We start from the raw sequence: 22,107 nt of genomic DNA, 5'->3' as shown, positions 1-22,107 counted from the left end.
GCCGACACCCAAAGCGGCTCGCCTACAAAGGAGTTCGGTCACGTGGGAGACGGCACCCCAAGCCGGCAAGAAGGAGGGCTTCCAGGGTGCGGTTCCACGCGCTGACGCCGTCGGGGCCGAGAAGGGGGACGGACGGGGCTGCCCGCAACCCTGAATCCCGGCATGCCCCTGATCCGCACTTCGAGGGGCGAGGCCCGCGGTGCTGCGTAAGCCCCCCAACGGCGGGCAGCGGGTGCGCAGGGCTTGGGCGTACTACTGATCGTTCAGAATGAAGCAGCGGCGACTGCCGGGTGGACCGTGCCAGGAGCGCGTCCACGTCCTGGAACCGACCGGTCTCCGCCCGGGCGGAGGGCGTCGGTGCCGGGCCCGTCGTCCACCGGCGCAAGGCGCTCGGCCAGTAGTTCCACCGCCTGCGCGTGGTCGGCCAGTGCGCCCATCCCGCAGTCCAGGCCGTCGTCGTCGAGGCTGTCGGGGTAGGGCGCGCGGGCCCAGGCCCCGTTCTCGTACCAGTAGACGCAGCCGAGTTCGTTGCCGGGCAGCCGGTCGCGCAGTTCGTCCCACGGCAACCACGCGGGGCTGCCTGCAAGCATGTCGACCGGCGGCTCGTGCCATTTCGCCTTGCTGGATTCGTCCTCGCCGTACAGCACGTAACGGCCGTCACCCATGGGGGACATCACCCACCAGGTGCAGCCGCCGTCGTCCCGGTGGAGCCCCTCGTCGTCGATCCAGTGGCCGCTGCGGTGCACGCTCGGCTGGCGTCCGTCCGCGGCCGGTACGGAGGACCCCGGCGCCGCGTCGGCAGGACGGGCTCTGTGGACCCGGCGCACCTGGTGAGGGCGCTCAGTAACAACAGAGCCGTGGCGGTCGGACGGGAGGCAGGCTTGGTGATCATCTCCGTAGCCTAGGTAGCCGCGGAGGGCGCCAGGTCGGTTGAACGTGTTCAATTCTGTGGCTGGAGGCGGAGCGCGTACCACCCCGGCCGACCCTGTGCCGCCTCCGCTATTGCCCCGCGCGCGTACGTTGCGCCCGGCTGCCGCCGCCAGGCGGATGGAGAGTAGACCAAAAGGCAGGCGGCTACCGTCACGCTACGCAGTGTGAACATGCGGCAGCTGCCCTCGCTCGCCTTTGCGGCGGCGTGTCCGGCGCCCGTGGCTCCGCCGATGCCGGCATACGCCGCGATCACCTCGAACGACCTCGAATTCAAGGACGGCGACCTGGACACCGGCCCGAAGGACCCCTTGGGTCGGCACGAGCGGGGACACGCGCTGGGCCTGTGCCACAAGGCGGACGCGGTGATCTCGCTGATGCGGAAGGTGGCGCCTTCCACGGGTCACGAGATCACTTGGATTCCGGACACCGGCAAGGCCAACTACAGGAGATTGTGGGGCTGATGAAGATCATCGCACTCGGGGCCTTCGGCCTCGGTGTACTCACTGCGGCGGGGGTCGGCGGCTTCGTGTACGTCCAGCAAGGTGACGGCGTGACGCACGCCGAGTCGCTCTGCGCGGCAACGACGTCCGAACGAGGTTCACGAGATGCGTGAGGGCCGTGCCGACGGGCGAAACGGCAGCGACGACACTTCTGTGTCGTAGAAATCCACCCATTGGCCAGGCTTTCCAAGCGAGCTGCTGGAGAAACCTGCTGGTCATGCGGCGGCGGAAATCCCCCAGAGAGAGGGTCTCGCCCAGCGGCGATGACCGTGGGGCACGGATGTCGACCGCCGTGCCGTAGCGCTCCCTCGTTGTGGTGACCTCCTCCGGCCGCCGAGCACGCACGACACCTGCCGGCCGACGGCGGTCGACCAGGCTGGTCGCTCCGTCCTTCATGTTCGACATATCCGGGCGTTCCGGGGGACGCTTGCCGGCTCAGTGTTTGAAGACGTCCTTGCCCCGCTCCTTCGCTTCGCGGGCCTTGCCGCGGGTCTCCAGAGCGGCACCTTTCACCGTGACGCTGCGGTTGCCCACCGCGTGCGCGGCCTTCCTTATGGTCTTGCCGGCCAGTTGTTCGGCTTTGGCCTTGATCTTCTCGCTGGCGCTCATGGCTGTTCCTCTTTCCTCCGTGCCACTACCCACGCAGGGGCGGAAAATGAGACAGATCCACGGACTGTTCAGCGGTCATGTGACTCTCGCCGGGACAACGCGCGAGACGGCGCCCTGGGGCTGGCTTGAGAGCAGGTGCGCATGCGGATTGAGCACGCGGCTCCTCACCGGTCTCCGCTCCGACTGGACCTGCACCCGCCTCGTCGCCAACACCGCGATCGGGACCGGCGCGACACCGCAGCAGTGAGCGATCACCCGCCACTACAACCAAGAGCTTGCCGAGGACCTCGAATAGTCACGGTCCGGCAGCTCGACCCACACATCAGGAGGCCCGACCACGGCGCGTGCGTCTGTCGGGCGCAGTCCCACGAAGGCGCAGGCGTAAGCCACGGCCCTGTACTGGTAGAGGTACGAGTTCAGGACTTCCTCGGAGGTGTCGTTCTCGTACGGTCCGCCGCCCGGGTGCAGGTCCCAGCCTTCGACGCTTCCGTGACGGGCGATGCTGCCCTGGTTGCCGCTCTTCGGATTGGCGTACAGGCCGTAGCAGACGGTGCCGGCGGACAGCCGGGCCAACACGCCTGGCATCTGTGGCGCGTACCCCCAGGGCTGTGTCACGACGCAGCCGCCCGGCACGGAGGTGACACCGATGAACCGCAGACTCTCGTCCATGTCGTACTCGTACGGGGCTTCGAGCAACTGGTCGATGACCTCGTCCTCCACCGGTACCGCCTCCAGGCGGCGAACCGCTTCGGCCGCGTCGATCCCGGCCACGCAGGCCAGCCCCGTGCCGTCGTAGTGGAACTCGCCCAGTGCCGCGACGAGACGAGCGGCTTCCTGTGCTGCCGCACGCTCCGCGGCGGTCAGGCGTATCCCCGCCGGTACCGGGAAGAGATCCGGCGTCCCTCCCGCGAGACTCAGCCGTCCCGGTGACCAACCGCCGATCGACGGCCGCCAGGGATCGGCCCCGGCAGCGGCGAGGGCCCGCGCGTTCTCCGGCTTCCTGCCCACCACGGCCTCCCACAGGGCCGTCACCCCGTTCTCCAGCGCATCCACGTCCGCCACACGGCCGGCCAGCTCCGCGACGACCTCCGGAGAGCCGAACAACGCCGCGCGGTGCAAGGGGCGGCCCCCGCTCCAGCTTTCCGGATCGGCGCCTTCGTCGAGGCGTCGGCGAATTTCGGCGTGGTCTGTCCAGTCCCAGCCCATACCGGCCCAGCCGTCATCCACCACTGTCATCGAACCCCCTTCGACACCTGACCACGCGGTTCCTACCAGTCACACGCTCGCACACAGCTCTGACATCCCGCCGTCCGCCGACTGCTCCTCCTGGCAGACGGGCCCGACGCCGGGCTCCTCCTTGCACTCGCCCATGCTCATACGGCCGAGGACGGCGACGGCCACGACGAAGCAGCCGAGCAGGTCTTCCGCGAAGGCCGCGCATGGGCTGGTGCAGCCCCGTGCGTTCTGCGCCTCGCCGTGCTTGCCGAGACAACCGACGCCCTCGCCGCCCCCGGCCGGACCTGGTCGCGCGTGCTGCTGCGCCGGGGCCTCGAGCACCGCTCGCCGTCGGTGTGGCCACCGCTGTGCTGATCATCCTGCGCGTCACCGTCCTGCCGACGGTGCCCTACGGCTCGGTGCGGTGCCCGGCAGTGAGCTGGAGGAGTCGACGGGCCGGGGCCGGCCCGTACGGGAGCTGGATGCGCTGCCTGCGGTACACCGAGGTGACCACCGGCACGCTCCGGGCGATGTGCATGTGCCCTGACAAGGGCAGCATGGGCATGGTCCTGTTCACGGCTGCGGACAGGAACCGCGACGCGGTCGAGGAGACGGCCCGGCCCGTCGGCGCCGACTTCCTCAGACCCGCCAGGGACTGGACCGGTACGACGCGACCGGAGCGCCGGAACAACCGACGCTCCACCCCGTTCCATGCTTCCCGTGCGCCTGACCCACCCGGCCGCCGCCTCCTCGTCCCGTTCGATCGCCCGCAGGGCCGGGACCTGGCAGGACCAGTCGTTGCGCACCAGGAGCTTGCACGCGCCCTGGACCCTGCAGGTCAGGTGGAAGCGCCGGCCGATCACCGTCTTCACACGGCTCAGGGTCCAGCGCTGGGCCTCCCAGCCGTGCGCGGCCGGCGCCTTGGCCGACTCCGCCTTCAGCTGTGCGAACTGCCTCTGACTCAGCCTCGGCAGCAACGCCGGCCCTGCGACCGCAGAGCCCGCGGACCGCCCCCGTCCCGCACCCGCCGACACCGCTGCACCGAGCGGATGGTCCAGGAATCAAGGAGGTCCATGGCAGACCTGCGGCCGGCCCGCCGGAGGCCTTTCGGACGGGCGACGTCAGCCACCACCGTCGGAGACCCGGGCGACCTTCTTCATGTCGACGCACCCATGCGGCGGGGCTGTCGAGCGGTGATCGTCCGCGCCTATCGATTGGTCTTTCCGTTGGGGTCGATGGACTTTCCTCGGTTCAGACCGGAGGCGGCCAGGTGGCGGGTGACCGTGCGGTGCGAGACCAGAATCCCGTTGAGGGTGACCCTCCACGGCTGATGGTGCGTTCGCGTGGGTCATGGTGTGGCGGAGGCCGCACGGGATGCGTGGTGCCGTGCGCCGGTGACGATGAGTGAGACGTTCTGCCCGCCGAAGCCGAAGGAGTTGCTGAGTACGGCCTCCTGAGGGACGTCTCGTCGCTCTGCGACGACATCGAGATCGATGCCGGGCCCGACGTCGGCCGTGGTGAGGTTGCGGGTCGGCGGGATGACGCCGTGCTTCACACTGAGAACGGCGATGAGCGCCTCGATCGCGCCGGCGGCGCCGAAGAGATGGCCGAGCGCCGCCTTGGGGGCCGTCACGGTGGCGCGGCCGAAGACCTTCCCGATCGCGTGCGCCTCGGCGACGTCGCCGACCGGAGTTCCGGTGGCGTGGGCGTTGATGTGGCTGATCTGCTCGGGAGCCAGGCCGGCTTGCGCGAGGGCCTTCCGCATGGCCGAGATCTGACCGGAGCCGTCGGGAGCGGGCGCCGTGATGTGGTGAGCGTCGGCGGCGATGCCGGCGCCCGCGAGCACCGCGTGGACGCGCGCACCTCGGGCGTCGGCGTGTTCGGCGCTTTCGAGTACGACGACGGCCGCGCCTTCGCTGAGGACGAACCCGCTGCGGTCCGCCGCGAACGGCCGGGAGGCCGAGGCAGGTTCGGCGGTGTGCCGCGACAGTGCCTGTGCCTGGACGAAGCCGGCGACGGTGATCGGGGTGATCGCGGCCTCGGTTCCACCTGCGACGACCACGTCCGCCTCGCCGGCACGGATGAGCCTGGCCCCCAGGGCGATCGCCTCGGCACCGGAAGAGCACGCCGAGACGGGCGTGTAGACCCCGGCCCGTGCGCCGTATTCGATACTGATCAGCGCTGCCGCCGCATTGGGCATGAGCATCGGGACCGTGCGGGGCGAGACGCGCCGTGTCCCGGCCGTCTCCAGCGCGTCGTCTTCCTTCAGCAGCGTCTGTACGCCCCCGATGCCCGTGCCGATCGCCGATGCGAGCCGGTCCGGGTCCACCTCCGGGGAGCCAGCATCGGCCCAGGCTTCGGCCGCCGCGGCGAAGGCTGCCTGCTGCGAGCGGTCGAGCCGCCTGGCCTGCGCCGGCGACAGCGACGCCGCGGGGTCGATCGCCATCGTCCCCGCGACGACCGCGGGAAGTCCGACGTCCTCCTGGCCTCGCAGGACGCCACCGCGGATGCCGGACTCGCCGGCAAGCAGGGCTTCCCAGGTGGACTCCACGTCTCCACCGAGTGGCGTGATCGCGCCGAGTCCGGTCACGACGACTTCAGTCCGGTGCATGCCCTTCCACCTTTCTTGTATGCGATACAAGTGAACAGGGCCCTGTTGTATCACATACAATTTGGGTGTGGAGAAGAAGCGAACCGAAGCACGATCGACGTCGACTCGGTCGCGCGACCGTGGTCGCGCGACGAGGCGTCGGCTGATCGAGGCGACTGCACGGCTCTGCAAGGAGCGGCCTGGCGCGGAGGTGAGCGTCGCGGAGATCGCGAACGCGGCAGGCGTCTTCCCCAATCAGGTCACCTACTACTTCGGCTCCAAGGACTCGCTGCTGGTGCACGCCGCCTTTCTCGGCCTGCTGCACGACGCCCGACGGGTCGAGCGCATCGGGCGCCAAGCCCCCGATGCGGCGACGTTCCGGCGCAACATCGCCCGCGCCGTACTGGCCATGCCCTCGCTCCCATCGGTCGCGCGAGCACTCGCCGCCGCGATCTCCAAGCCCGAGCTCGCTCCCGTGGTCGACCGGCACCTCCAGTTGCTGTTCCGGCAATCCGAGCGCTTCGCGAGCCGGCTCATCGACGGTCGCGGCTGGAGGGCCCGTCGACCGCTCGACGTGGAGACCAGGACGTTCTGGAGCACCGCGCTCGGCGCAGTGCTGCTCGTCCGCGCGGGAGCACACGGCACCGTCGCCGATCTCGACCTCGCCGGAGCATTGACCATCCACGACGACCCCGAGCCCGGCTAGGGCGTGTCCGGCGGATCATGTGAACTCCTTGCGCTCGTGGCGTCAGGCACATGCAAGTGGGGCCGGCGGAGATGACCACCGGCCCTTCAGCCATGAGCAGTGGAGGGCATACAGCGTGTTGACCGGTGACAGCTTCAGCAGCAGTACCTTCGCCATCGAGCCGGGAAAGTTCCAGGTCGAGACCGTCCAGGACGTCTCGGGACTCCAGCTGGAACAGGACGCGGTGGAGGCCCGGCAGGTTTCGGCGACCGGCGAGATCACGATCTCGCTCACGTGAACTGAGCAATCGCCGGAAGGACACAGGGAAGCGCCTCGGACGAAGCGAGGGGCTCTGAACTGCAGTTCGTTTGCGGCGTCAGGCCCCACCGATCCAGAACAGGGCGATGTCGACGTCCCGTGCCGTCCATTCGCGTTCGGATGGCTTCCTTCGGATAAGGAGATCGTCGATGAGGCCCATGTAGCGGCCGTACCGCCCCGAGTCATCGGTGAGTGTCAGGCCGAGGGTTTCGAGTGCCCGTTGCGCGCGGCTGTCATAGACGGCCATGCGGAGTGGTGCTGCTGCCGTAAGGACGGCGGAGGCCAGAGCGTCTCCCTTGCGGAACCCCGGCAGTGAGGCGAGAGCGGCTCGGCCGGCTTGGGCGGCCAGTGCGCGGGGGCGGGATGTGTCCCGGACGGCTTCCCACGCTTTGCTCGTGGCTGCGCGGACCTGAGTGTCGGGGAGGGCCATGAGCGCAGAGGCCCACCGGGTTCGGGCTGACAGCCGCTTCCAGACCACAAGAGCACCGATGTCGGCTTTGCCGAGGGAGCCCGACGCTTCGGCTCGTTGCGAGACTTCCCACAGGACTTCGTCGTAGTTCGGTGATGTGGCAGCGCGGTACGAGTCACGCGCGGCGATGAGGAGGCTCCACGCACGGTCTGTTTCCGAGTGAGACAACGAATCTCCCTTGTGTCTGGTGCTCGTAAGAGCGGATCACGGGCGCACATGCACTTCGTCTACGTAATCCTCGGCCATGAAGCCAGGCCCAGGCCGGGGTGTTGGGGCAGCAGGCGGTCATGTCGTGCATCAGTGTTCGGACCACCTCGGGACGAAGTGGCGCGAGGGCGGACGCGTGTTTCCGTGCGCCGCCGAAGGCCTTCGAACCCGAGGCGCTCGGACGCCCGTCGGGCTGGGCCGACAGGCTGCTATTTCAGCGCTCCGAGACAAAACTTTCTACCGACTTCAGCCGTCGGACTCAGCCGCCTGATCTGAGGTCCCATGAGGAGGGCGACTCGATCAGTCTCGACATCGAAACCGAGGACCGGATGGCCATAGGCACCCTCCGTGTCCATCAGCACCGACTTGCCCAACCGTCGCCCGATCTCCCGGCGAGAGCCGCACAACACATCAAGTCGTTCCTGCCTCTGCAACTCCCGCAAGCCGACGCCGAAGTCAACGACCTGGTCGTCAAGGAACCGGAAGATCGCCAGCACACCGGCGGTCGGCCGAACCCGCAGGCTCGGACGCTCGGCATCCACCGGCCGGGACAGCACGACCTCTGCCCGGGGCGCCCGAAGCACCGTCTCTCCCTCCAGGTACTGGCACTTCCAGCCCTTCTCCGACACAAGGAGCCTTTTCCATCCTGATCAGGTGGCGAGTTCGAGTGCGACGACGGCACGGACGAGGCGGTGATCCGGGTGGTGCTGCAGCGGAGCTTCCTCAGGAGGCGCCAGCATTTGAGGGTGGCCATGGCGCGTTCGCCGAGACTCAGGGGCTTCACCCTGTTGTCAGCCCAACGGCGTACTGCTGATGCAGGTTGAAGAGGCTCAATGTCAGTGCCGTGCTGTTCACTTGGCCGCATGGACGCCTCCGCTCTGCGCGCCCGTCTGAACGACGCCTGGCGCGCGCCCGAATTGCACTGCCCGCTGCCCACTCATGGGGCAGGGCATGTCTGTGTGCCCAGTGACGCGGAGGATCTGGCCGCGTTGGAGCGCGTCGCTGCGGACGTGATCGACGGGGCGCGTCTGCCCGTACGTGCGTGGGTCGTGGGGGGCACGGCGGCAGGGGTGCCCGACGGTCCGCCGGTGGGCGGGGAGGGTGGGCTTCCCATCGGCGGGGAGGGCGGGCTGCTGGAGCTGCGCGGGTGGGTGCTGGCCGGGCACTGGTTCGGATACGGAGTGACGGCCACCCCCGACGGCCCGCGTCGCGTCGTGATCCTCGCCCGGCGCGCGTTCACCCGCCCGCCCGGTGTCGGATGGGTGGCGTTGCTGCGGGAGGCCACCGGGTGGACGGAGCCCGATCGGTGCGGCGTCGACTGGGCCGCGACGGAGGCAGCGCTGTGCACCGCGCTGCCCGGTGACTACAAGGACATTGTCGATGCCTTCGGCGCGGGCAGTTTCGACGAGTACCTGGACCTGCTGGTGCCGGGTGCGCTGGGCATGGATCTGGTCTCCTGGGGCCAGGACATGGCACGGTACGCCGACCTGTACCGGCCATACCCGGTCCACCCCGCGCCTGGCGGCGTGCTCCAATGGGGGACCTCCGAGCAGGAGCTGACCTTCCACTGGCTGACCGGACCGGCCGATCCCGACGAATGGCCGGTTCTGGTGCAGTACCTGGGCGGTGAGTGGCAGCGCTTCGACTGCGGAACCGGCGAATTCGTGCTGCGCCTGCTCACCGACCGCACCTCGCCGTTCGCGTTCCCGCCCTCCGCCGGGCCGTTCCCCCATTGGTTCGCTTCATGGGAGCTGCCGGAGCGCTGAGCCCTTTCTGACCCGGATGTCAGCGCTGCTGACCATGCTCGGCGAAGCGTCTGGGCCGCCGGGACCGACTGCGGATCTGCTGGTCATGACCTCGCTACAGATCGGCGCGTGCAGTCATCAGCAGGCCGAGGAGCAGCACAGGTACGAGGTTGGAAAAGGCTCAAGATCAAGGAGCGCCTGCCAGCTCCCCACAGAGACGCCCGGGACACGCACGCCCGGGACGAAGAAGCAGCTCACCGCCCCGGGGCCCGGGCCATTGTTGCCACGTGCACCACCTCGCCCTCGCCGGGACCGGAGCAGTCCCGAGTGGATGGCTTCTCCCGGTATGCCGGGCCTGTGCCCTCGTACCTCCTCAGGCACTGCCCAGAGGGTGGGTAAAACGATGTGCGTTTCCGTTCCGGGCCATGGCCTCGGCCGGGATTCCAGTCCAGAGACGCCCTCTTCAAGCGGCCTCGACGGCGTACGGGCGAGTGCCTCGGCATCTCGGCGGCTCGTGCCTTCTCCCCTCCCGCGTGAAGAACGTCTGCGTCGAAAAGGAGTACGGCTTCAACATCGTCCGTGACTTCGGCCACGGCCGCCGCGGCCACCCGCCCCCGTTCGGGCTCCGCCGCACGCCACGCCCACCACAACGCGGGCGATGAGTTACTACTGGGTCGACGACACCGGCTCGGGACACGGCGGCGCCCGCGTTCCGCCTGCGGTCGAGACCTGCCCGCCGACCGGTCCGGCAGGGGGGCTTACGTGGAGCCTGTTGTCTTCGGGCCGCGGCCTTGTGGTGTGTCGGGACGGCCTGCGCCGTGTCCGGCAGCCCGGTGAAGGTTTTCCAGGGCTTCGCGGACGGGTGCCACACCGTCTTCCTCGCCCAGCCGTTCCGCCAGGACGGCGGCGCGTTGGCGGTAGGAAGGGTTGCGGGTGGCGGCGACCAGGGTGTCGGCGAGGCGGTCGGGGGTGGTGAACTGCCGGAGGGGGACGGCTCCCGGGGAGACGCCGAGTGCGGTCAGGCGGGAGGCCCAGAAGGCGTTGTCGAACCAGACGGGCATCGGTACGGCCGGTACGCCGGCCCGCAGGCCCGCGGCCGTGGTCCCCGCCCCGGCATGGTGCACGATCGCGGCCATCCGTGGGAACAGCAGGGAGTGCGGTGCCTCGCCGATCGTGAGCATGTCGTCGCCGTCGTTGTTGTCGGCGCCCAGGCCGCTCCACCCGGACTGGATCACGCCGCGCAGTCCGGCCTTGCGCAGGGCCCGCACGATCAGGTCGCTGACGCGCCGGGGATCGGGGACGGTCGGGCTGCCGAGGCCGACGAAGACGGGTGCCGGTCCGGAGTCGAGGAAGCGACGGACCTTCGGGGCCAGTTCGACGGTCGGTGAGGTGTACGGCCACCAGTAGCCGCCCACCGTAAGGCCCGGCCGCCAGTCGGTCGGGCGCGGGACGACAAGGGGACTGAAGCCGTGGTGGACGGGCCAGTTCTGCTGTTCGCGAGGACGGCGGCGCGTCGGGAAGCGACGGTGGGGGCGGCCGTGCCGGCGCTCGACGAGGCGGGCCGCCCGGGCGAAGACCAGGCCCAGGGCTTCGTTGACCGCCCACCCGGCCAGCCGGTTGCCTGCGGCGCCGAAGGAGCGGATGCCCAGGACCGGCGGCGGGAACGCGCCGGTGGGGGTGATCGGCTGGAGGTAGACCCCTCTGCTGGGCAACCCGAGGCCGTCGGCGATGACCTGGCCCAGGGGCGCCACGGACCCGGAGAGCAGGAGCACGTCGCTGTCGCGTGCTGCCTCCAGCATCCCGGGGACCATGCCGTCGACCAGGCGCCGGGCCATGACCAGTACACGCGCTAGTTTGCCGGGGCTGCTATGGCTGGTCAGGAGTTGTTGGCCGGCCTCGGTCCGCAGCTCGGCGCGCGGATCGACGGGGAGACCGTGGAAGCCGAGACCGGCCTCGCGAACCAGTCCGGAGAACGATTCGTGAGTGACGACGGTGACCTCGTGTCCCGCCCGTGCCAAGCCGTGGCCGAGCCCGGTGAAGGGCGCCACATCACCCCGCGAACCTGCTGTGATCAATGCAACACGCACAGGGGTCAGTATGTGACCTCCGAAGCGCGAGGAACGACCAGCCATGCCGGAGGAGAGGGCAGGGCCGGCTTCGTCCACAAGAACCGGCTGGGGCCGCACCGCCGGCACCCGAAGATGTTGCCGGATAGGGCGAGGGAGAAGCTGCCGGAGACGGTGAACGCCGCGCGGGACCGGCTGGTCGTCGCCTGGCCGCCCGACGAGGCCTGCGGATCGGCGAGCTGATCAAGCGGGTCAGCCCGGTGATGGTGCACTCCTCCTTCGAGTACGTCACCATCGACAACCGCACCCTCGCCGAGCGACTCAAGGCCGTCCGCTCGAACCTGCGCTTCCAGGACCGGCGCGTCGCCGACCTCGAAGCCCGCGTCGCCGTCGGCGCCGCTCCGGCACACCGGCTTGAGCGGGGTTTCGGGTTCTGGCTCAGGTTCTGTGGTGTGGCCACGTCGGGTGAGCGGATCACCTCGCGGTTGACCGCTCCCGATGGCGAGAACGTACCCCGAGTTAGTCCCCCGCCTCGGCTGCTGACTTCTTGCTGAGGAACTGCTTCGCTGCCTCGACCGCTTCTTCGTTGAGTTCCTCGACGGAGACTCCCCAGCTCTCCTCCCAGCCGTCCAGGTTGTGCGCGCAGGACACCAGTGGTCCCAGCTCGTCGGGATAGCCGAGGTCATAGGCGATGTCTGCCCAGATGAGGTGAGTGCCGGCGGCGGGATCCAGGGATCCGTCGGCGATCTGACCGGCGATCCAGTAGGCCATCGCCCACTTTGCGGCCCGGGGGTCCGCGGGCGGGCGGAAGAGCAGTCCCAGCTCCTCCAGCACTTGGTCGAAGAGCTCTGGCGCTTCGGGCTCTTCGCTCCGGAGGAGGCCAGCCAGCATGGCCAGGGACGGGCTCTCGATCCCGGCTAGCAGCGCGTCCAGACCTGCCTGAATGAGCCTGTCCGACCCGACATGCCTGCCAAATGCCCTCTCGCGCGCGATGTGTCTGAACTGATCGAGGGCCTCGTCGCGGGTCATCAAGGTCTTCTCCGTCGGCATCTGGAAGGGGAAAGGCTTGCACATCCGCCGATGTCGCTGCCATCGAGTTCCTCCCGTCGTCGGTGGTCAGGACATGAGGACGCGCTTCCGCAGGAGGGCGAAGCCTGCGACGGCGTCGCGGTCGCGGTCGATGCCTGCGGCGAGGGTGTGGAGGCTGGGCAGGCCGTCCTGCCGGACGGCGTCGAGCCAGGCCGCCAGGCTCGATGCCTCCCGGTCGGGCAGTAGGTCGACAGGACGGCGGGTTTCGACGTCGACGAGAACGGTGCCGTAGTGGCGGCCCTTGCGGGTGGCGTACTCGCCGACGCCGACCACACGCGGGGCGGGCATCTTCGGCTCGGGAAGAGCATCTACCAGGCGCAGGACGGTGCTCCGGCTGACGGAGGCCCCGGGTACGGAGCTCAGGCGAGCGCCGGCCCGGCCCGCCAGGGCGAGGTGGAAGGAGGAAGACGAGTACGCGCACGTACGCCGTCTCGCCCTCGTCTTCGACCCCGGCCGTCAAGCCGTCGACGAGGACCGTGCCCAGGGGCCGCGACAACTCCTACTGGTTGGCGGGCCGTGACTCACCGGGGTACTGGTCCAAGTCCGCCTTCCAGCGACGTTGTTGCTCGAGCCAGTGCACGTAGCGCGGGGATGCGTCGCGGAGATCGATGCTGATTGGATAAGGGTCGAACTCGTCCAGGAGTAGTTTGCGGAGGAATTCGACCATGCCGCAGGAGAACAGGGTGAAGTTGTCACGAGTGTGGCGGCCGTAGACCAGGACCGGCCACTGGTCGGGGTCGGGGTCGGTGGTCAGCCAGCAGAGGATGTCTGCGCCGGAGGTGACACCCCAGGCGAGGATGTGGTCCGGGTTGATGTCGAGGCCTTCCTGGCCGTTCAGCATCTCCCAGGTGTGGCGAGCGTTCTCCGTCTCCTCCTCGAAGGTCCCTGGATCCCACTGGACGTACTCCTTCGGCAGGGGCATGAGAATGCAGACTTCCTCGAACGAGCCAGCACCCCACACGGACATGAAGGCCATGTAGTCCCGCGGGAGCCGCGTGCCCCACCGCGCTTCCGCGGCCACCCAGTCGATCTCCTCGTCAGTGCCAAGATCTGGAGGAAGGATCTTGGCCAGTTCTGCGATGCCCGTCGGGTCTTCCACGGCAATCCCTTCGATCAGGTCGCCGCGAGCTTACGAGAACGCACTGACAACCACCCTGGCGGAGCTGGACGTTGTCGGCTGTGACCAGCACTTTCCCGACAAACCCCAGTGCGCCGTGCGGCCCCGCGTGCTCGTGGTCGAGAACAGCACCGGTGTGGGTGCGTTGGTCGTGGCGTACTCCTCTGCCTGGTGCTTGATGGCGCTGATCGCTTGCAGGCGGGGTTTGTCGAAGCCGGAGATCCAGCGCTTCTCGATCTCGTGGATCGGGGCCGGGTTGAGGTGGTGCAGCCGCTCCCGGCCGCGCCGTACGACGGTGACGAGGTCGGCCCGCACGAGGACGTCCAGGTGCTGTGTCGCCGACTGGCGTGCCATGTCGAGGCGTTGGCACAGCTCGCGCAGCGTCTGCCCGTTGTGCTCGCGCAGCCGGTCGAGCAGGAGCCGCCGCGTGGGATCGGCCAGCGCCTTGAAAACCGAGTCCACCGCTGTTGCTTCGAGGCTCACGCTCGACACAGGCAGGTACTCACCTGCCTGTCGTCAAGCGCGATGGCCAGCCGTGCGAGCCGGGCGCAGCGTGTGTGCCGGAGTCCGGGGCGGGAGTGCTATCGCCCATCACGTCTGTCCTCCTCGGCGTCCCTGCGTCACCCTGACAAGCCGAAGTCGGTAAGAACAACCGGCTCAACCACGTCGGCTATCTCTGGGCCTTCGCCCCCTGATCCATTCGGCCGGCGCCCATGCTCACCATCGGCGACGCCCTCGGTGTCTCCCGGCAGTCCGTGCACGCCAAGTACGGGAAGTGAGACGACCATGTTCGAACAGTTCGCAGCAGGTGCCCGCGCGTCCGTCACTTCGGCGCTCGGCGAAGCCGCACTCCGGGGCGATCGCCGCATGGGCACTGATCACCTTCTCCTGGGACTGCTCCACGAACCCGGCTCGGTCCGGGCCCTTGGAGCCGGCCTGGAGACCGCACGTGCCGCTCTCGACGCCCTCGACAGGTCCGCGCTGGCTGCGGTCGGCATCGACGTCCACGGCATTGACCGCCCGCCGATTCCCGCCTCCCGCAAGCGCACCCCCTTCAGCTCCGGCGCCCGCGCCGTCCTCTCACGCGCCCTGGCCGAGACGAGGGAAGCCGGCAGTCGACGCATCGCGCCGGAGCACCTTCTGCTGGCCCTGCTCGACTGCAAGGAGCCGGATCCTGCGGCGGAACTCATAGCACGACTCGGCACCGACCGCGCTGCCGTCCGCGAACGCCTTCGGCGGACGGGCACCTGAGAGCCGGGGTTTTCCCCGACCGGTGTCGACAGTCATGCGACTCCCCGCTTCGGGTGGCTTGAGCGTCGCGTACTCCTCCATCCGCGTGGTCACGCTTCCCCACGGGGACGGCGGTCGCGGGTAGCCCCCAGAGGCAGGAGCGCACGCTGTCTTCCGGCCTCGCCGTCACCTGCCCTCGCGTGCCCGGTGGGTGGACCGGCGGCGAACCGAAGTTCCGGCAGGTCGACATCCTGATGGGTCGGGTCGCGCCGGCCGCCCGGACCGCATGCTCGCCGTCACGCCTGACAGTCACGTAAAGAGCGCCACAGCACCACTCCTCGCCGCCTCCAGCCCTGGCGAGCCGAACCCCGCGGGTGTCGCAGTGGCAGGCACCGACTCGGCCGGCACGCGAAACGGTTCGCCGACGGAGTCGGCGAACCGTCACGAGAGCCCGAGGTCAGCTCAGCGTCTTCACCGCAGCAGCGTCGTACGGCTTCAGCTCGTCGGTCCGCCCCGCCAGGACCTTCGCCGCCCACTCCGGGTCCTGGAGCAGCGCGCGGCCGACGGCGACCATGTCGAACTCGTCGCGCTCCAGGCGGTCGAGGAGGTCGTCGATGCCCTGAACCGGGGCGCCCTCGCCCGCGAAGGCGTGGATGAAGTCGCCGTCGAGGCCGACCGAGCCGACGGTGATCGTGGGCCTGCCGGTGAGCTTCTTGGTCCAGCCCGCCAGGTTCAGGTCCGAGCCCTCGAACTCGGGTATCCAGTGGCGGCGGGTGGAGGCGTGGAACACGTCGACGCCGGCCGCTGCGAGCGGGGCCAGGATCGCCTCCAGTTCCTCCGGGGTCTCGGCGAGCCGCGCGTCGTAGGCGTCCTGCTTCCACTGCGAGAAGCGGAAGATCACCGGGAAGTCGGGCGAGACGGTCTCGCGGACCGCGGCCACGATCTCGGCCGCGAACTTCGTACGGGCCACGGGGTCGCCGCCGTAGGCGTCGGTACGGCGGTTCGTCCCCGCCCACAGGAACTGGTCGAGGAGGTAGCCGTGGGCGCCGTGCAGTTCGACGCCGTCGAAGCCGATGCGCTCGGCGGCCGCGGCGGCCTCGGCGAAGGCGCCGATGACGTCGTCCAGATCCTTCTGGGTCATTGCCTTGCCCGTGCCCTCGGTGCCGTCCGGGCGGATGCCGGAGGGGCCCATGGCCGGGGCGTCGGCGTAAGGCGCCTGGCCCTGCTTGCGCACCATGCCGATGTGCCACAGCTGCGGCACGATCGTGCCGCCCGCCGCGTGCACGGCCTCCGCGACCTTCGCCCATCCCGCCAGCTGCTCCTCGCCGTGGAACCGCGGCACACGGTCGCTCTGCCCGGCCGACTCGTGGCCGACGTAGGTCCCCTCGGTGACGATCAGGCCCACGCCGGCGGCGGCGCGGCGGGCGTAGTACGACTGCACGTCCTCGCCGGGGACTCCGCCGGGGGAGAACATGCGCGTCATGGGCGCCATCGCGATGCGGTTCGGGACGGTCAGGCCGTTCAGCGTGACGGGCCGGGACAGGATCTCGGCCGCGCGGGAGGCGGGGGACGCGGTGACGGTCACAGGGAGGCTCCTCATGGCTACTACTTGACAACCTTGATGCTTGAGAACTTCATGCAATGAGGAAACGGTAGAGGTAGATATTTGAGATAGTCAAGCATCTCCGGGTAGAGTGGCCCGCATGACAGAAGGCCCCCGCGTCGACACGGCCCGGCTCATGGAGCTGCTCTCCGTGTCGCTCGGCGTCTACTACGGCGACTTCACCGTCGCGGCGGCGAGTGAGAACCTCACGGCGAGCCAGGGCAAGGCCCTGACCGTGCTGCGTCGGGGACCCGCCGCGATGCGCGCCCTGGCCGAGACCATGGCCTGCGACGCTTCCAACATGACCGGGATCATCGACCGGCTGGAGCAGCGCGGCCTGGTGCGCCGCGAGGCCGACGCCTCCGACCGGCGCGTCAAGAACGTCATCCTCACAGCCGAGGGCGAGCGCGTCACCGACGCGATCCGCGCGAAGATGCGCACCACACAGGAGGGCCTGGACAGGCTCGACGACCAGGACCGGGCCTCCCTGTACACCCTGCTGGAACGGGTCTTCGTCTCTCCGCCCGCCACCTGACCCCGGCCTGTGCGAGGACGTTCGCACACGAAGGCGTCGCGGTTGGCATTGTGAGCCGTGCCTCCTGCCCTGATGGACGCGCGGGTCCTCATGAGTTCCTACCGCGATGTGAGCGGGGGGAGTGGTTCACGGGCGGCGTGCCAGAGGGGCGGGAGTGCGGTGGTGCCCGTGCGAGCGGCGATGACTCCGCCCGCGATGGCGCAGGTGGTGTCGATGTCGCCGCGCCCGGCGACGGTGGTCCACAGGCCTTCGTGGAGGTCGTCGAGGTGCCCTGCCGCGCACCAGAGGGTGTAGGGGACGGTGTCGGGTCCGGACATCCGGTAACCGGAACCCAGGACCTCCGCGGCATGCCGGACCGAGGTGTGTGCCGGCATCCGGGCCGCGATCCGCAGCCCCGACCGGACGTCGTTCCCGGGAAGCCGTGCGGCGACGGCGTCGAGGTCGGCGGAGTGCCAGGCGCCGAGCGGGGCGACGCGCATGGCCGCGCCGTTGCCCCAGGAGCCCTGGCCGCCGAACTGTCCGGCGACCACCTCCTGCCAGGGCTCGCCCGCGTCGATCCGGCGGAGCACGTCGTGCATGGAGGCTCCGTAGCCGCGGTGCGTGTCGTCGGCGTAGGCCTCGGCGAGGCGCAGGGCGAGACGGTCCTGGTCGACGTCACCGCCGCCCTCGGCGAGTTCCCGTACGAGGACCAGCGCCTGGGCGGTGTCGTCGCTCCACCGCCACAGGGGCTCCGGCGGGAGGGTCCGCGCCTCCAGGGCCGCCGGGCCCTCGCGACGCAGGATGCCGAACCAACGGTCCCCGAAGGCGTCACCGAAGGCGAGCCCGGACGCCCTCCCTGCCCCCGAGCACGGTCGTCCACGCGGTCGACCCACGGCTCGACCGTCTCCCTTCGCTCGGGGGACCTCGACGGCAGCGGGCCGGGGCCGCTCACGAGCCGGAGGATGTCGGCCGCCAACCGCTGAGTCCTCGCCGAGACAGCTCGCCCACCCGCCCCCGCGGGGCAGCGGCTCTTGAAAGCCTAGATCTCCGGCTTGGCGCCGGTGTGTTGGCGGAAGTACGTCCGCAGCAGGGAATGAACGGATCTGACGGACCCTTGATGCCTTCCCGTCACCATCCCCGCGAATGCCACGCTCCACCCCCACAGGGACGGTCGGTTCGACCTCGACCACGTCCGTCGGGGTGAGCGTCCTCGCCACGGGGCCCATGATCAGCGTCGACGTACGCGAGCTCCTGGACGGCCGCATCGGAGTGGTCGCCGGGACGCCTCGGGGCATCCGCGTTCGCCGTCGGCGCGTGTGAGTGCCGCGGGACGGGGTAGCCGCTGACATCGGGTCTTCCCACCCGCACCAGATCGAGGAGGACACCATGAGCATGGTGCAGGAGACGATCAGGGTGGACGCCCCGCTGCGCGTGGTCTACGACCAGTGGACGCAGTTCGAGGAGTTCCCCCGCTTCATGGACGGTGTGGAGTACGTGAAGCAGCTCGACGACCGCCTGTGTCACTGGCGTACGCGGTTCGCTGGCGTCTCCAGGGAGTTCGACACCGAGATCGTCGACCAGCTCCCGGACGAGCGGATCTCCTGGCGGACGGTCGGCGGGGACACCGACCAGAAGGGCGTCGTCACCTTCCAGCGCCTCGACGACACGCACACGCGGGTGAGCCTGGCGCTCGACGTCGAGCCCCACGGCATGGTCGAGCGGGCCGGTGAGGCGCTCGGAGTGCTGGAGAACCGTGTCCAGGGCGATCTGCAGCGCTTCAAGGACTTCATCGAGGAGCGCGGCAGCGCCACCGGCGGTTGGCGCGGCCGGCTCCGTCCCGCCGACAGTCCGGGCACGGCCGGCGCCGCGACGGGCAGCGACACGGGCGGGGCTGCCCGGCCCGAGCCCGAGCGGCCAGGGCCCTACCCCGGCCCGCTGCCGAGTGATCCTGACGAAGAGCCCGGCGTCTGAACTCAGTCAGGCGGCTCCGGCGCGCCGGGCTGGGGCGGCCCGGGCTTCGGGGGCTCGGGTGGAGGGGGCGACGGCTCGGTCGGAGGGACGGGCCCGCCCGGCGGTGCCGGGGGATCCGGCGGCACGGGCGGCGGCTCGACGGGCTTCGGCGGCCCGGGCGGACGTGGCGGTTCGGGGGGTGGGGCCGGTGTGGTGTCGGGATCGGGCGGTACGGGAACGGTGCCCATGTCCATCAGCTTCTCCCGGTCGAGAACGTGATCGAATGCTCTTCAGGTGTGCTCGTACTGCTGTGCTCGTACTGACGTCGACGCTTCGGACCTGAACCGCGGGGCACGGCGGCCCCCTCCGAGAGCCACGGCGGCCCATGACTCAGCAGCCGGGCGGGTGCCGGAACGCCGAGCGTCTACCCGCCCCGCGTTTTCCCATGCGGAGGTCTCAGGCGGGGTGGCCGGGGTCGAGATCCCGCAGCGCCCGGTAGCGGAGCAGCGGGGGAGGGGGGCCCGCCGTCGGGGGAGCCGCCGCCACGGGCGTCAGGAGGAAGCCCACGTGGTCGCCGCCCTCGACCCGTCCGTCGATCCGGCCGGTGAACCACGTGGCGAGCCCCTCCAGGACGGGGCTGCCCGCATCTCCCGGATGCCAGCCGACCCTGGCGAACTTGTCCACCCGGTCACCCGTCTCCCCTCCGAACAGCTCGGCCGCCGCCCGGTCCCCCTCGTGGAGCAGGTGCACGGTGAGGTACTCGGCTTCGCGCGCGACGCGGTAGGTGCGGTTGGCGATCGACAGCCACACGACGAACCTGGGTGGGTCGATCGAGCATTGCGACGCGAAACCCACCAGGCAGCCGGCCCGCTCGCCTCCGGACGCGGCCGTGACCACGTACATCGGGCCGTCGACCACATCGGTGAAGGCAGTGAACTCCGCCATGGTGTCTCCTCCCTGCCGAGTCCCTCCGCCGGGGCGAGGGGCCGCGTTCATGACGACCCCTGCCTGGCGGTTCGCCACGTCCGTCCCCACGAGCCCTGCCCGGCGCGGACGCCCTCGGCGATGCGCTCGCCGAGGTACTTGCCGATGCCCGCGTCGATGTCGGCCCAGTACGCGAAGGCGCGTTCCAGGACCGGTTCGCTCAACGCCGTCGAGGAGGGGGCCGATCTGCCCCCAGCCGTCGTCAGGGTGCGTGACGTACGCCGCTCGGGTGATCTCGCCGTCCGCGTTCCAGCTCGGCGGGTTTCCGTACCGTTCGGTGTCCGCGGCGGGCGCGATGGGTGTCCGAGTACGAGAAGAGCCGGGCCGACAGCATCCGGTCCGGGCCCGGACCGATACCGGGGGCGAAGCCGTTCGGCCGGACGCGCCACTGCCCTTGGCGTGCGGCCGGTGTTCCGGGAGGCGCTCCCGGTTGAACTGCGCCATCTGCTCGATCAGGTAGGCGTCCTGGGAGAGGATCGGACCGCCCGGCCCCACGGTGAGCGAATGCTCGTCACTCTCCACCTCGGTGCCGGAGCCGGTCGTCGCGGGTCGGCCCTCGGGCATCGCTCTGCCTTTCGTCGTCGCGCACGCCCACCTACCCTCTGCCTACTCGACGAAAGCCGCTACCGGAGGAATCACGCTTCGTGACCGACCGGCGGCGACGCCACGGAGAGTGGGCGACGGGGCGCGTGATCCGGACTCGGGCGGCCGCCCGGGTCGCCATTGACCGGATTGGTCTCCCGAGGCTGCGGCCGGGCTGTCCGGGGCGTCGCAGAAGCCCTCCCGCACAGTGGCGAGCCTGCCGGACGCGTCCAGGCCGGCGCTCGCCGAGGCCCTGCGACGCAGCGCGGGCGGACAGCGGGCCGAGGAGACGGAGCGGGCTTGACGGCGGACGGTCGGATACGCCGTCACCGCCATGCTCGACGGCGCGGAGCCGCGACGAGCACCGCCCTGCGCGTGTGCGCCGTCCTCCGTCGCGGAGCGGAGGAACGCGAGGACGCCGCGTGCCGGACGGTTCTGGCCCCGGTCTCGCCGCCGTCGGTACGCCGCGCCCTTCAGAGGGACTTCGCCCTGTACGTCGGAGGGGGCGTGGCGTTGACGGTCCCCGCCGCCCTCGCCGAACTCTCCCTGGTCGCGGCGGCCGTGCGGCGCTCGCATCGTCCGGAGGAGTGAGGCCCATGCCCAGGACCCTGGCCCCACCGACTCACGGGGTGTCAGCCTGCCGACGGCCCCGGAGGACCCGGTCTGCGGCCCCAGGCGGTGAGCATCCCAGCCGACAACGCCGCGCACGCGTCCGATTCCAGGTAGCGGACCGCCGCATCGATCCCGGCATCGTCGATCAACCCGGTGGCCACCATCGACGCCCGGCTGCGCTCCCACGTGTCGGCCCAGAAACGGCTGATCGGGCTGCCTCGCAGCAGCGGCGGAACGTACATCTCCGCGCCGACCGTCCCCAGACCGGCCCCGCGCAGCAGCCGCGGATACGACGGCACCCAGGAGACGTCCGTGCCGATGGAGCCGCGCAGCCCCTGCCACATCGCGCGCATCGCGGCGGCGTACGGTGTGTCGGCCGCCGCCCCGCCGTCCGAGGCCGGCTCCGGGGCACCCGTACGGTCGCTGGTCAGGTCGACCGCGTCGCTGAGCACGAGCACCCCGCCCGGCGCGACCAGCCCGGCCAGCGCCGACACCATCCGCTCGGGCCGCGGCAGGTGCATCAGCACGAACCGCGCGTGCACCAGATCGAACAGGCCCGGCGCGAAATCCGGGGCGGTGATGTCGGCCTGGAGGACGTCGAGCCCAGGTACGGGCCGTTCGGCGAGGAAGCGCACGTCACGGTCGACGGCCAGCACGCCCGCCACCTCCGCCTCGCGCAACAGACGCCGCGAGACCGTGCCCGTACCGGCACCGATGTCCAGACAGCGCCACCCCGGCCCGACACCGAGGGCGCGCAGCCGGGTCAGGGTGAGGTCGTCGTACGCCAGCGCCCCGAGATCGATCCGCTCGGCCTCACCGGGCTGCTCGGGCCGGAACACGTCCCGGCCGTAGCGCCCCCCGTCCGCCGCGTCGCCTCCGCCGCGGGCACTCAATTCGTCACCCGGGCTGACGCGCGGGGCGGGAAGGCGAGATCGTCGAACGCCATCCACGACGTCATGGCCGGACCCTTTCCTCGGGGGCACTCGGGGCACTCGGGGCGGTGGCGGCGCAAGGCGGACACGGTGCGACGAGACCGCCCTGGACCCTGACGAGCTGCGCCGGCGCGGCGTCCGTGCCCGTGGCGCCGGACCC

Annotated in this window: 25 protein-coding genes and 7 pseudogenes; 10 read left to right on the top strand and 22 right to left on the bottom strand. The window is 70.3% G+C overall.

All coding sequences use genetic code 11. From position 1 onward, the window contains the following. Window positions 1-263: 263 nt before the first annotated feature. Entirely contained in the window at window positions 264-746 is a 483-nt protein-coding gene (locus ABZ318_RS17930; RefSeq protein ID WP_356903413.1) for a hypothetical protein, read from the bottom strand. Window positions 747-1,100: 354 nt separating this feature from the next. Here ABZ318_RS17930 and ABZ318_RS17925 point away from each other — a divergent pair, with 354 nt between their 5' ends. Both ABZ318_RS17925 and ABZ318_RS17920 read left to right on the top strand, forming a co-directional pair. Next, the gene (locus ABZ318_RS17925) at window positions 1,101-1,391 is read left to right on the top strand and encodes a hypothetical protein (RefSeq protein ID WP_356903412.1); all 291 of its coding nucleotides are present in this window, start codon (window positions 1,101-1,103) and stop codon (window positions 1,389-1,391) included. Further along, window positions 1,391-1,543, top strand: a complete 153-nt coding sequence (locus ABZ318_RS17920) for a hypothetical protein (protein ID WP_356903411.1) — start codon at window positions 1,391-1,393, stop codon at window positions 1,541-1,543. Before ABZ318_RS17925 ends, ABZ318_RS17920 begins: the two co-directional genes overlap by 1 nt. Before the next feature lie 322 nt (window positions 1,544-1,865). On the opposite strand, the gene ABZ318_RS17915 is transcribed toward ABZ318_RS17920, so the two are convergent. From ABZ318_RS17915 to ABZ318_RS17890, 6 genes and pseudogenes are all read right to left on the bottom strand, one after another. Further along, window positions 1,866-2,039 (bottom strand): hypothetical protein, encoded by a 174-nt coding sequence (locus ABZ318_RS17915; protein ID WP_356903410.1) that lies wholly within the window; start codon window positions 2,037-2,039, stop codon window positions 1,866-1,868. Between the two features lie 261 nt (window positions 2,040-2,300). Further along, window positions 2,301-3,275 (bottom strand): ankyrin repeat domain-containing protein, encoded by a 975-nt coding sequence (locus tag ABZ318_RS17910; protein WP_356903409.1) that lies wholly within the window; start codon window positions 3,273-3,275, stop codon window positions 2,301-2,303. Between the two features lie 39 nt (window positions 3,276-3,314). Continuing rightward, entirely contained in the window at window positions 3,315-3,596 is a 282-nt protein-coding gene (locus ABZ318_RS17905; protein ID WP_356903427.1) for a hypothetical protein, read from the bottom strand. A 67-nt stretch (window positions 3,597-3,663) separates the two neighbouring features. Continuing rightward, window positions 3,664-3,813, bottom strand: coding sequence for a hypothetical protein (locus ABZ318_RS17900; RefSeq protein WP_356903426.1), 150 nt, complete (start codon window positions 3,811-3,813; stop codon window positions 3,664-3,666). A 226-nt stretch (window positions 3,814-4,039) separates the two neighbouring features. Next, window positions 4,040-4,117, bottom strand: a pseudogene (locus tag ABZ318_RS17895) (transposase); the annotation flags it as partial. A gap of 485 nt (window positions 4,118-4,602) precedes the next feature. After that, window positions 4,603-5,865, bottom strand: coding sequence for a beta-ketoacyl-[acyl-carrier-protein] synthase family protein (locus ABZ318_RS17890; protein WP_356903425.1), 1,263 nt, complete (start codon window positions 5,863-5,865; stop codon window positions 4,603-4,605). A gap of 190 nt (window positions 5,866-6,055) precedes the next feature. On the opposite strand from ABZ318_RS17890, the gene ABZ318_RS17885 reads away from it, so the two are divergent. Beyond that, window positions 6,056-6,550 carry a TetR/AcrR family transcriptional regulator C-terminal domain-containing protein gene (locus ABZ318_RS17885; protein ID WP_356903408.1) on the top strand — a complete coding sequence of 165 codons (495 nt, stop codon included), beginning with the start codon at window positions 6,056-6,058 and terminating at the stop codon, window positions 6,548-6,550. A gap of 115 nt (window positions 6,551-6,665) precedes the next feature. Continuing rightward, complete coding sequence (locus tag ABZ318_RS17880; RefSeq protein ID WP_356903407.1) at window positions 6,666-6,827, top strand: hypothetical protein; 162 nt, start codon at window positions 6,666-6,668, stop codon at window positions 6,825-6,827. Window positions 6,828-6,905: 78 nt separating this feature from the next. Here ABZ318_RS17880 and ABZ318_RS17875 read toward each other — a convergent pair whose 3' ends face one another. From ABZ318_RS17875 to ABZ318_RS17865, 3 genes and pseudogenes are all read right to left on the bottom strand, one after another. Continuing rightward, complete coding sequence (locus tag ABZ318_RS17875) at window positions 6,906-7,094, bottom strand: hypothetical protein (RefSeq protein WP_356903406.1); 189 nt, start codon at window positions 7,092-7,094, stop codon at window positions 6,906-6,908. Between the two features lie 638 nt (window positions 7,095-7,732). Beyond that, window positions 7,733-8,167 (bottom strand): annotated as a pseudogene (locus ABZ318_RS17870) (hypothetical protein); the annotation flags it as partial. Between the two features lie 6 nt (window positions 8,168-8,173). Continuing rightward, window positions 8,174-8,295: pseudogene (locus ABZ318_RS17865) on the bottom strand (IS5/IS1182 family transposase); the annotation flags it as partial. Window positions 8,296-8,386: 91 nt separating this feature from the next. On the opposite strand from ABZ318_RS17865, the gene ABZ318_RS17860 reads away from it, so the two are divergent. Beyond that, the gene (locus ABZ318_RS17860) at window positions 8,387-9,289 is read left to right on the top strand and encodes a hypothetical protein (RefSeq protein ID WP_356903405.1); all 903 of its coding nucleotides are present in this window, start codon (window positions 8,387-8,389) and stop codon (window positions 9,287-9,289) included. Between the two features lie 737 nt (window positions 9,290-10,026). Here ABZ318_RS17860 and ABZ318_RS17855 read toward each other — a convergent pair. The 6 genes and pseudogenes from ABZ318_RS17855 to ABZ318_RS17830 form a co-directional block, all read right to left on the bottom strand. Then, window positions 10,027-11,067, bottom strand: coding sequence for a glycosyltransferase (locus ABZ318_RS17855; protein ID WP_356903424.1), 1,041 nt, complete (start codon window positions 11,065-11,067; stop codon window positions 10,027-10,029). Between the two features lie 141 nt (window positions 11,068-11,208). After that, window positions 11,209-11,400, bottom strand: a pseudogene (locus ABZ318_RS17850) (glycosyltransferase); the annotation flags it as partial. Between the two features lie 453 nt (window positions 11,401-11,853). Continuing rightward, entirely contained in the window at window positions 11,854-12,363 is a 510-nt protein-coding gene (locus ABZ318_RS17845; protein WP_356903404.1) for a hypothetical protein, read from the bottom strand. An 87-nt stretch (window positions 12,364-12,450) separates the two neighbouring features. Further along, the gene (locus ABZ318_RS17840; RefSeq protein WP_356903403.1) at window positions 12,451-12,711 is read right to left on the bottom strand and encodes a hypothetical protein; all 261 of its coding nucleotides are present in this window, start codon (window positions 12,709-12,711) and stop codon (window positions 12,451-12,453) included. A 211-nt stretch (window positions 12,712-12,922) separates the two neighbouring features. Then, on the bottom strand, window positions 12,923-13,522 hold the full coding sequence (locus ABZ318_RS17835; RefSeq protein WP_356903402.1) for an SMI1/KNR4 family protein: 600 nt from the start codon (window positions 13,520-13,522) through the stop codon (window positions 12,923-12,925). A 159-nt stretch (window positions 13,523-13,681) separates the two neighbouring features. Continuing rightward, window positions 13,682-14,002: pseudogene (locus tag ABZ318_RS17830) on the bottom strand (helix-turn-helix transcriptional regulator); the annotation flags it as partial. 324 nt (window positions 14,003-14,326) lie between these two features. Between ABZ318_RS17830 and ABZ318_RS17825 the strand changes: the two are divergent. Next, complete coding sequence (locus tag ABZ318_RS17825; RefSeq protein WP_356903401.1) at window positions 14,327-14,791, top strand: Clp protease N-terminal domain-containing protein; 465 nt, start codon at window positions 14,327-14,329, stop codon at window positions 14,789-14,791. Between the two features lie 436 nt (window positions 14,792-15,227). Here ABZ318_RS17825 and ABZ318_RS17820 read toward each other — a convergent pair whose 3' ends face one another. Next, on the bottom strand, window positions 15,228-16,355 hold the full coding sequence (locus ABZ318_RS17820) for an NADH:flavin oxidoreductase (RefSeq protein WP_356903400.1): 1,128 nt from the start codon (window positions 16,353-16,355) through the stop codon (window positions 15,228-15,230). A gap of 118 nt (window positions 16,356-16,473) precedes the next feature. Between ABZ318_RS17820 and ABZ318_RS17815 the strand changes: the two genes are divergently transcribed. Next, the gene (locus ABZ318_RS17815) at window positions 16,474-16,908 is read left to right on the top strand and encodes a MarR family transcriptional regulator (RefSeq protein WP_356903399.1); all 435 of its coding nucleotides are present in this window, start codon (window positions 16,474-16,476) and stop codon (window positions 16,906-16,908) included. A gap of 98 nt (window positions 16,909-17,006) precedes the next feature. On the opposite strand, the gene ABZ318_RS17810 is transcribed toward ABZ318_RS17815, so the two are convergent. Then, window positions 17,007-17,780, bottom strand: coding sequence for an ADP-ribosylglycohydrolase family protein (locus tag ABZ318_RS17810; RefSeq protein ID WP_356903398.1), 774 nt, complete (start codon window positions 17,778-17,780; stop codon window positions 17,007-17,009). A 250-nt stretch (window positions 17,781-18,030) separates the two neighbouring features. On the opposite strand from ABZ318_RS17810, the gene ABZ318_RS17805 reads away from it, so the two are divergent. Both ABZ318_RS17805 and ABZ318_RS17800 read left to right on the top strand, forming a co-directional pair. Beyond that, the gene (locus ABZ318_RS17805) at window positions 18,031-18,207 is read left to right on the top strand and encodes a hypothetical protein (protein ID WP_356903396.1); all 177 of its coding nucleotides are present in this window, start codon (window positions 18,031-18,033) and stop codon (window positions 18,205-18,207) included. 66 nt (window positions 18,208-18,273) lie between these two features. Further along, window positions 18,274-18,858, top strand: coding sequence for an SRPBCC family protein (locus ABZ318_RS17800; RefSeq protein ID WP_356903395.1), 585 nt, complete (start codon window positions 18,274-18,276; stop codon window positions 18,856-18,858). Between the two features lie 435 nt (window positions 18,859-19,293). Here the strand turns inward: ABZ318_RS17800 and ABZ318_RS17795 are convergent, their stop codons facing one another. The 3 genes and pseudogenes from ABZ318_RS17795 to ABZ318_RS17785 all read right to left on the bottom strand — a co-directional run. Further along, on the bottom strand, window positions 19,294-19,782 hold the full coding sequence (locus tag ABZ318_RS17795) for a flavin reductase family protein (RefSeq protein WP_356903394.1): 489 nt from the start codon (window positions 19,780-19,782) through the stop codon (window positions 19,294-19,296). A 47-nt stretch (window positions 19,783-19,829) separates the two neighbouring features. Next, window positions 19,830-20,200 (bottom strand): annotated as a pseudogene (locus ABZ318_RS17790) (catalase); the annotation flags it as partial. After that, window positions 20,197-20,385 (bottom strand): annotated as a pseudogene (locus ABZ318_RS17785) (catalase); the annotation flags it as partial. The pseudogenes ABZ318_RS17790 and ABZ318_RS17785, both read right to left, overlap by 4 nt. Before the next feature lie 318 nt (window positions 20,386-20,703). Between ABZ318_RS17785 and ABZ318_RS17780 the strand changes: the two are divergent. After that, window positions 20,704-20,994: a hypothetical protein gene (locus ABZ318_RS17780; protein WP_356903393.1), complete on the top strand. Its 291-nt coding sequence runs from the start codon at window positions 20,704-20,706 to the stop codon at window positions 20,992-20,994. A 41-nt stretch (window positions 20,995-21,035) separates the two neighbouring features. Here the strand turns inward: ABZ318_RS17780 and ABZ318_RS17775 are convergent, their stop codons facing one another. Next, window positions 21,036-21,908 (bottom strand): class I SAM-dependent methyltransferase, encoded by an 873-nt coding sequence (locus tag ABZ318_RS17775; protein WP_356903392.1) that lies wholly within the window; start codon window positions 21,906-21,908, stop codon window positions 21,036-21,038. Between the last annotated feature and the right edge of the window lie 199 nt (window positions 21,909-22,107).

It is taken from the genome of Streptomyces sp. NPDC006197 (genome assembly GCF_040613865.1).
In the GTDB taxonomy this organism is placed as follows: domain Bacteria; phylum Actinomycetota; class Actinomycetes; order Streptomycetales; family Streptomycetaceae; genus Streptomyces.
This window is presented reverse-complemented; position numbering and strand designations above follow the sequence as displayed.

Excerpts from the sequence above, each read along its gene's own strand:
- ABZ318_RS17825 (WP_356903401.1), top strand. The coding sequence starts at position 14,327 with ATGTTCGAACAGTTCGCAGCAGGTGCCCGCGCGTCCGTCACTTCGGCG.
- ABZ318_RS17855 (WP_356903424.1), bottom strand. The coding sequence starts at position 11,067 with ATGCTGGAGGCAGCACGCGACAGCGACGTGCTCCTGCTCTCCGGGTCC.
- ABZ318_RS17815 (WP_356903399.1), top strand. The coding sequence starts at position 16,474 with ATGACAGAAGGCCCCCGCGTCGACACGGCCCGGCTCATGGAGCTGCTC.
- ABZ318_RS17915 (WP_356903410.1), bottom strand. The coding sequence starts at position 2,039 with ATGAGCGCCAGCGAGAAGATCAAGGCCAAAGCCGAACAACTGGCCGGC.
- ABZ318_RS17800 (WP_356903395.1), top strand. The coding sequence starts at position 18,274 with ATGAGCATGGTGCAGGAGACGATCAGGGTGGACGCCCCGCTGCGCGTG.
- ABZ318_RS17875 (WP_356903406.1), bottom strand. The coding sequence starts at position 7,094 with ATGGCCGTCTATGACAGCCGCGCGCAACGGGCACTCGAAACCCTCGGC.
- ABZ318_RS17805 (WP_356903396.1), top strand. The coding sequence starts at position 18,031 with ATGCCACGCTCCACCCCCACAGGGACGGTCGGTTCGACCTCGACCACG.
- ABZ318_RS17925 (WP_356903412.1), top strand. The coding sequence starts at position 1,101 with ATGCGGCAGCTGCCCTCGCTCGCCTTTGCGGCGGCGTGTCCGGCGCCC.
- ABZ318_RS17920 (WP_356903411.1), top strand. The coding sequence starts at position 1,391 with ATGAAGATCATCGCACTCGGGGCCTTCGGCCTCGGTGTACTCACTGCG.
- ABZ318_RS17860 (WP_356903405.1), top strand. The coding sequence starts at position 8,387 with ATGGACGCCTCCGCTCTGCGCGCCCGTCTGAACGACGCCTGGCGCGCG.
- ABZ318_RS17910 (WP_356903409.1), bottom strand. The coding sequence starts at position 3,275 with ATGACAGTGGTGGATGACGGCTGGGCCGGTATGGGCTGGGACTGGACA.
- ABZ318_RS17845 (WP_356903404.1), bottom strand. The coding sequence starts at position 12,363 with ATGACCCGCGACGAGGCCCTCGATCAGTTCAGACACATCGCGCGCGAG.
- ABZ318_RS17890 (WP_356903425.1), bottom strand. The coding sequence starts at position 5,865 with ATGCACCGGACTGAAGTCGTCGTGACCGGACTCGGCGCGATCACGCCA.
- ABZ318_RS17900 (WP_356903426.1), bottom strand. The coding sequence starts at position 3,813 with ATGCTGCCCTTGTCAGGGCACATGCACATCGCCCGGAGCGTGCCGGTG.
- ABZ318_RS17840 (WP_356903403.1), bottom strand. The coding sequence starts at position 12,711 with ATGCCCGCCCCGCGTGTGGTCGGCGTCGGCGAGTACGCCACCCGCAAG.
- ABZ318_RS17795 (WP_356903394.1), bottom strand. The coding sequence starts at position 19,782 with ATGGCGGAGTTCACTGCCTTCACCGATGTGGTCGACGGCCCGATGTAC.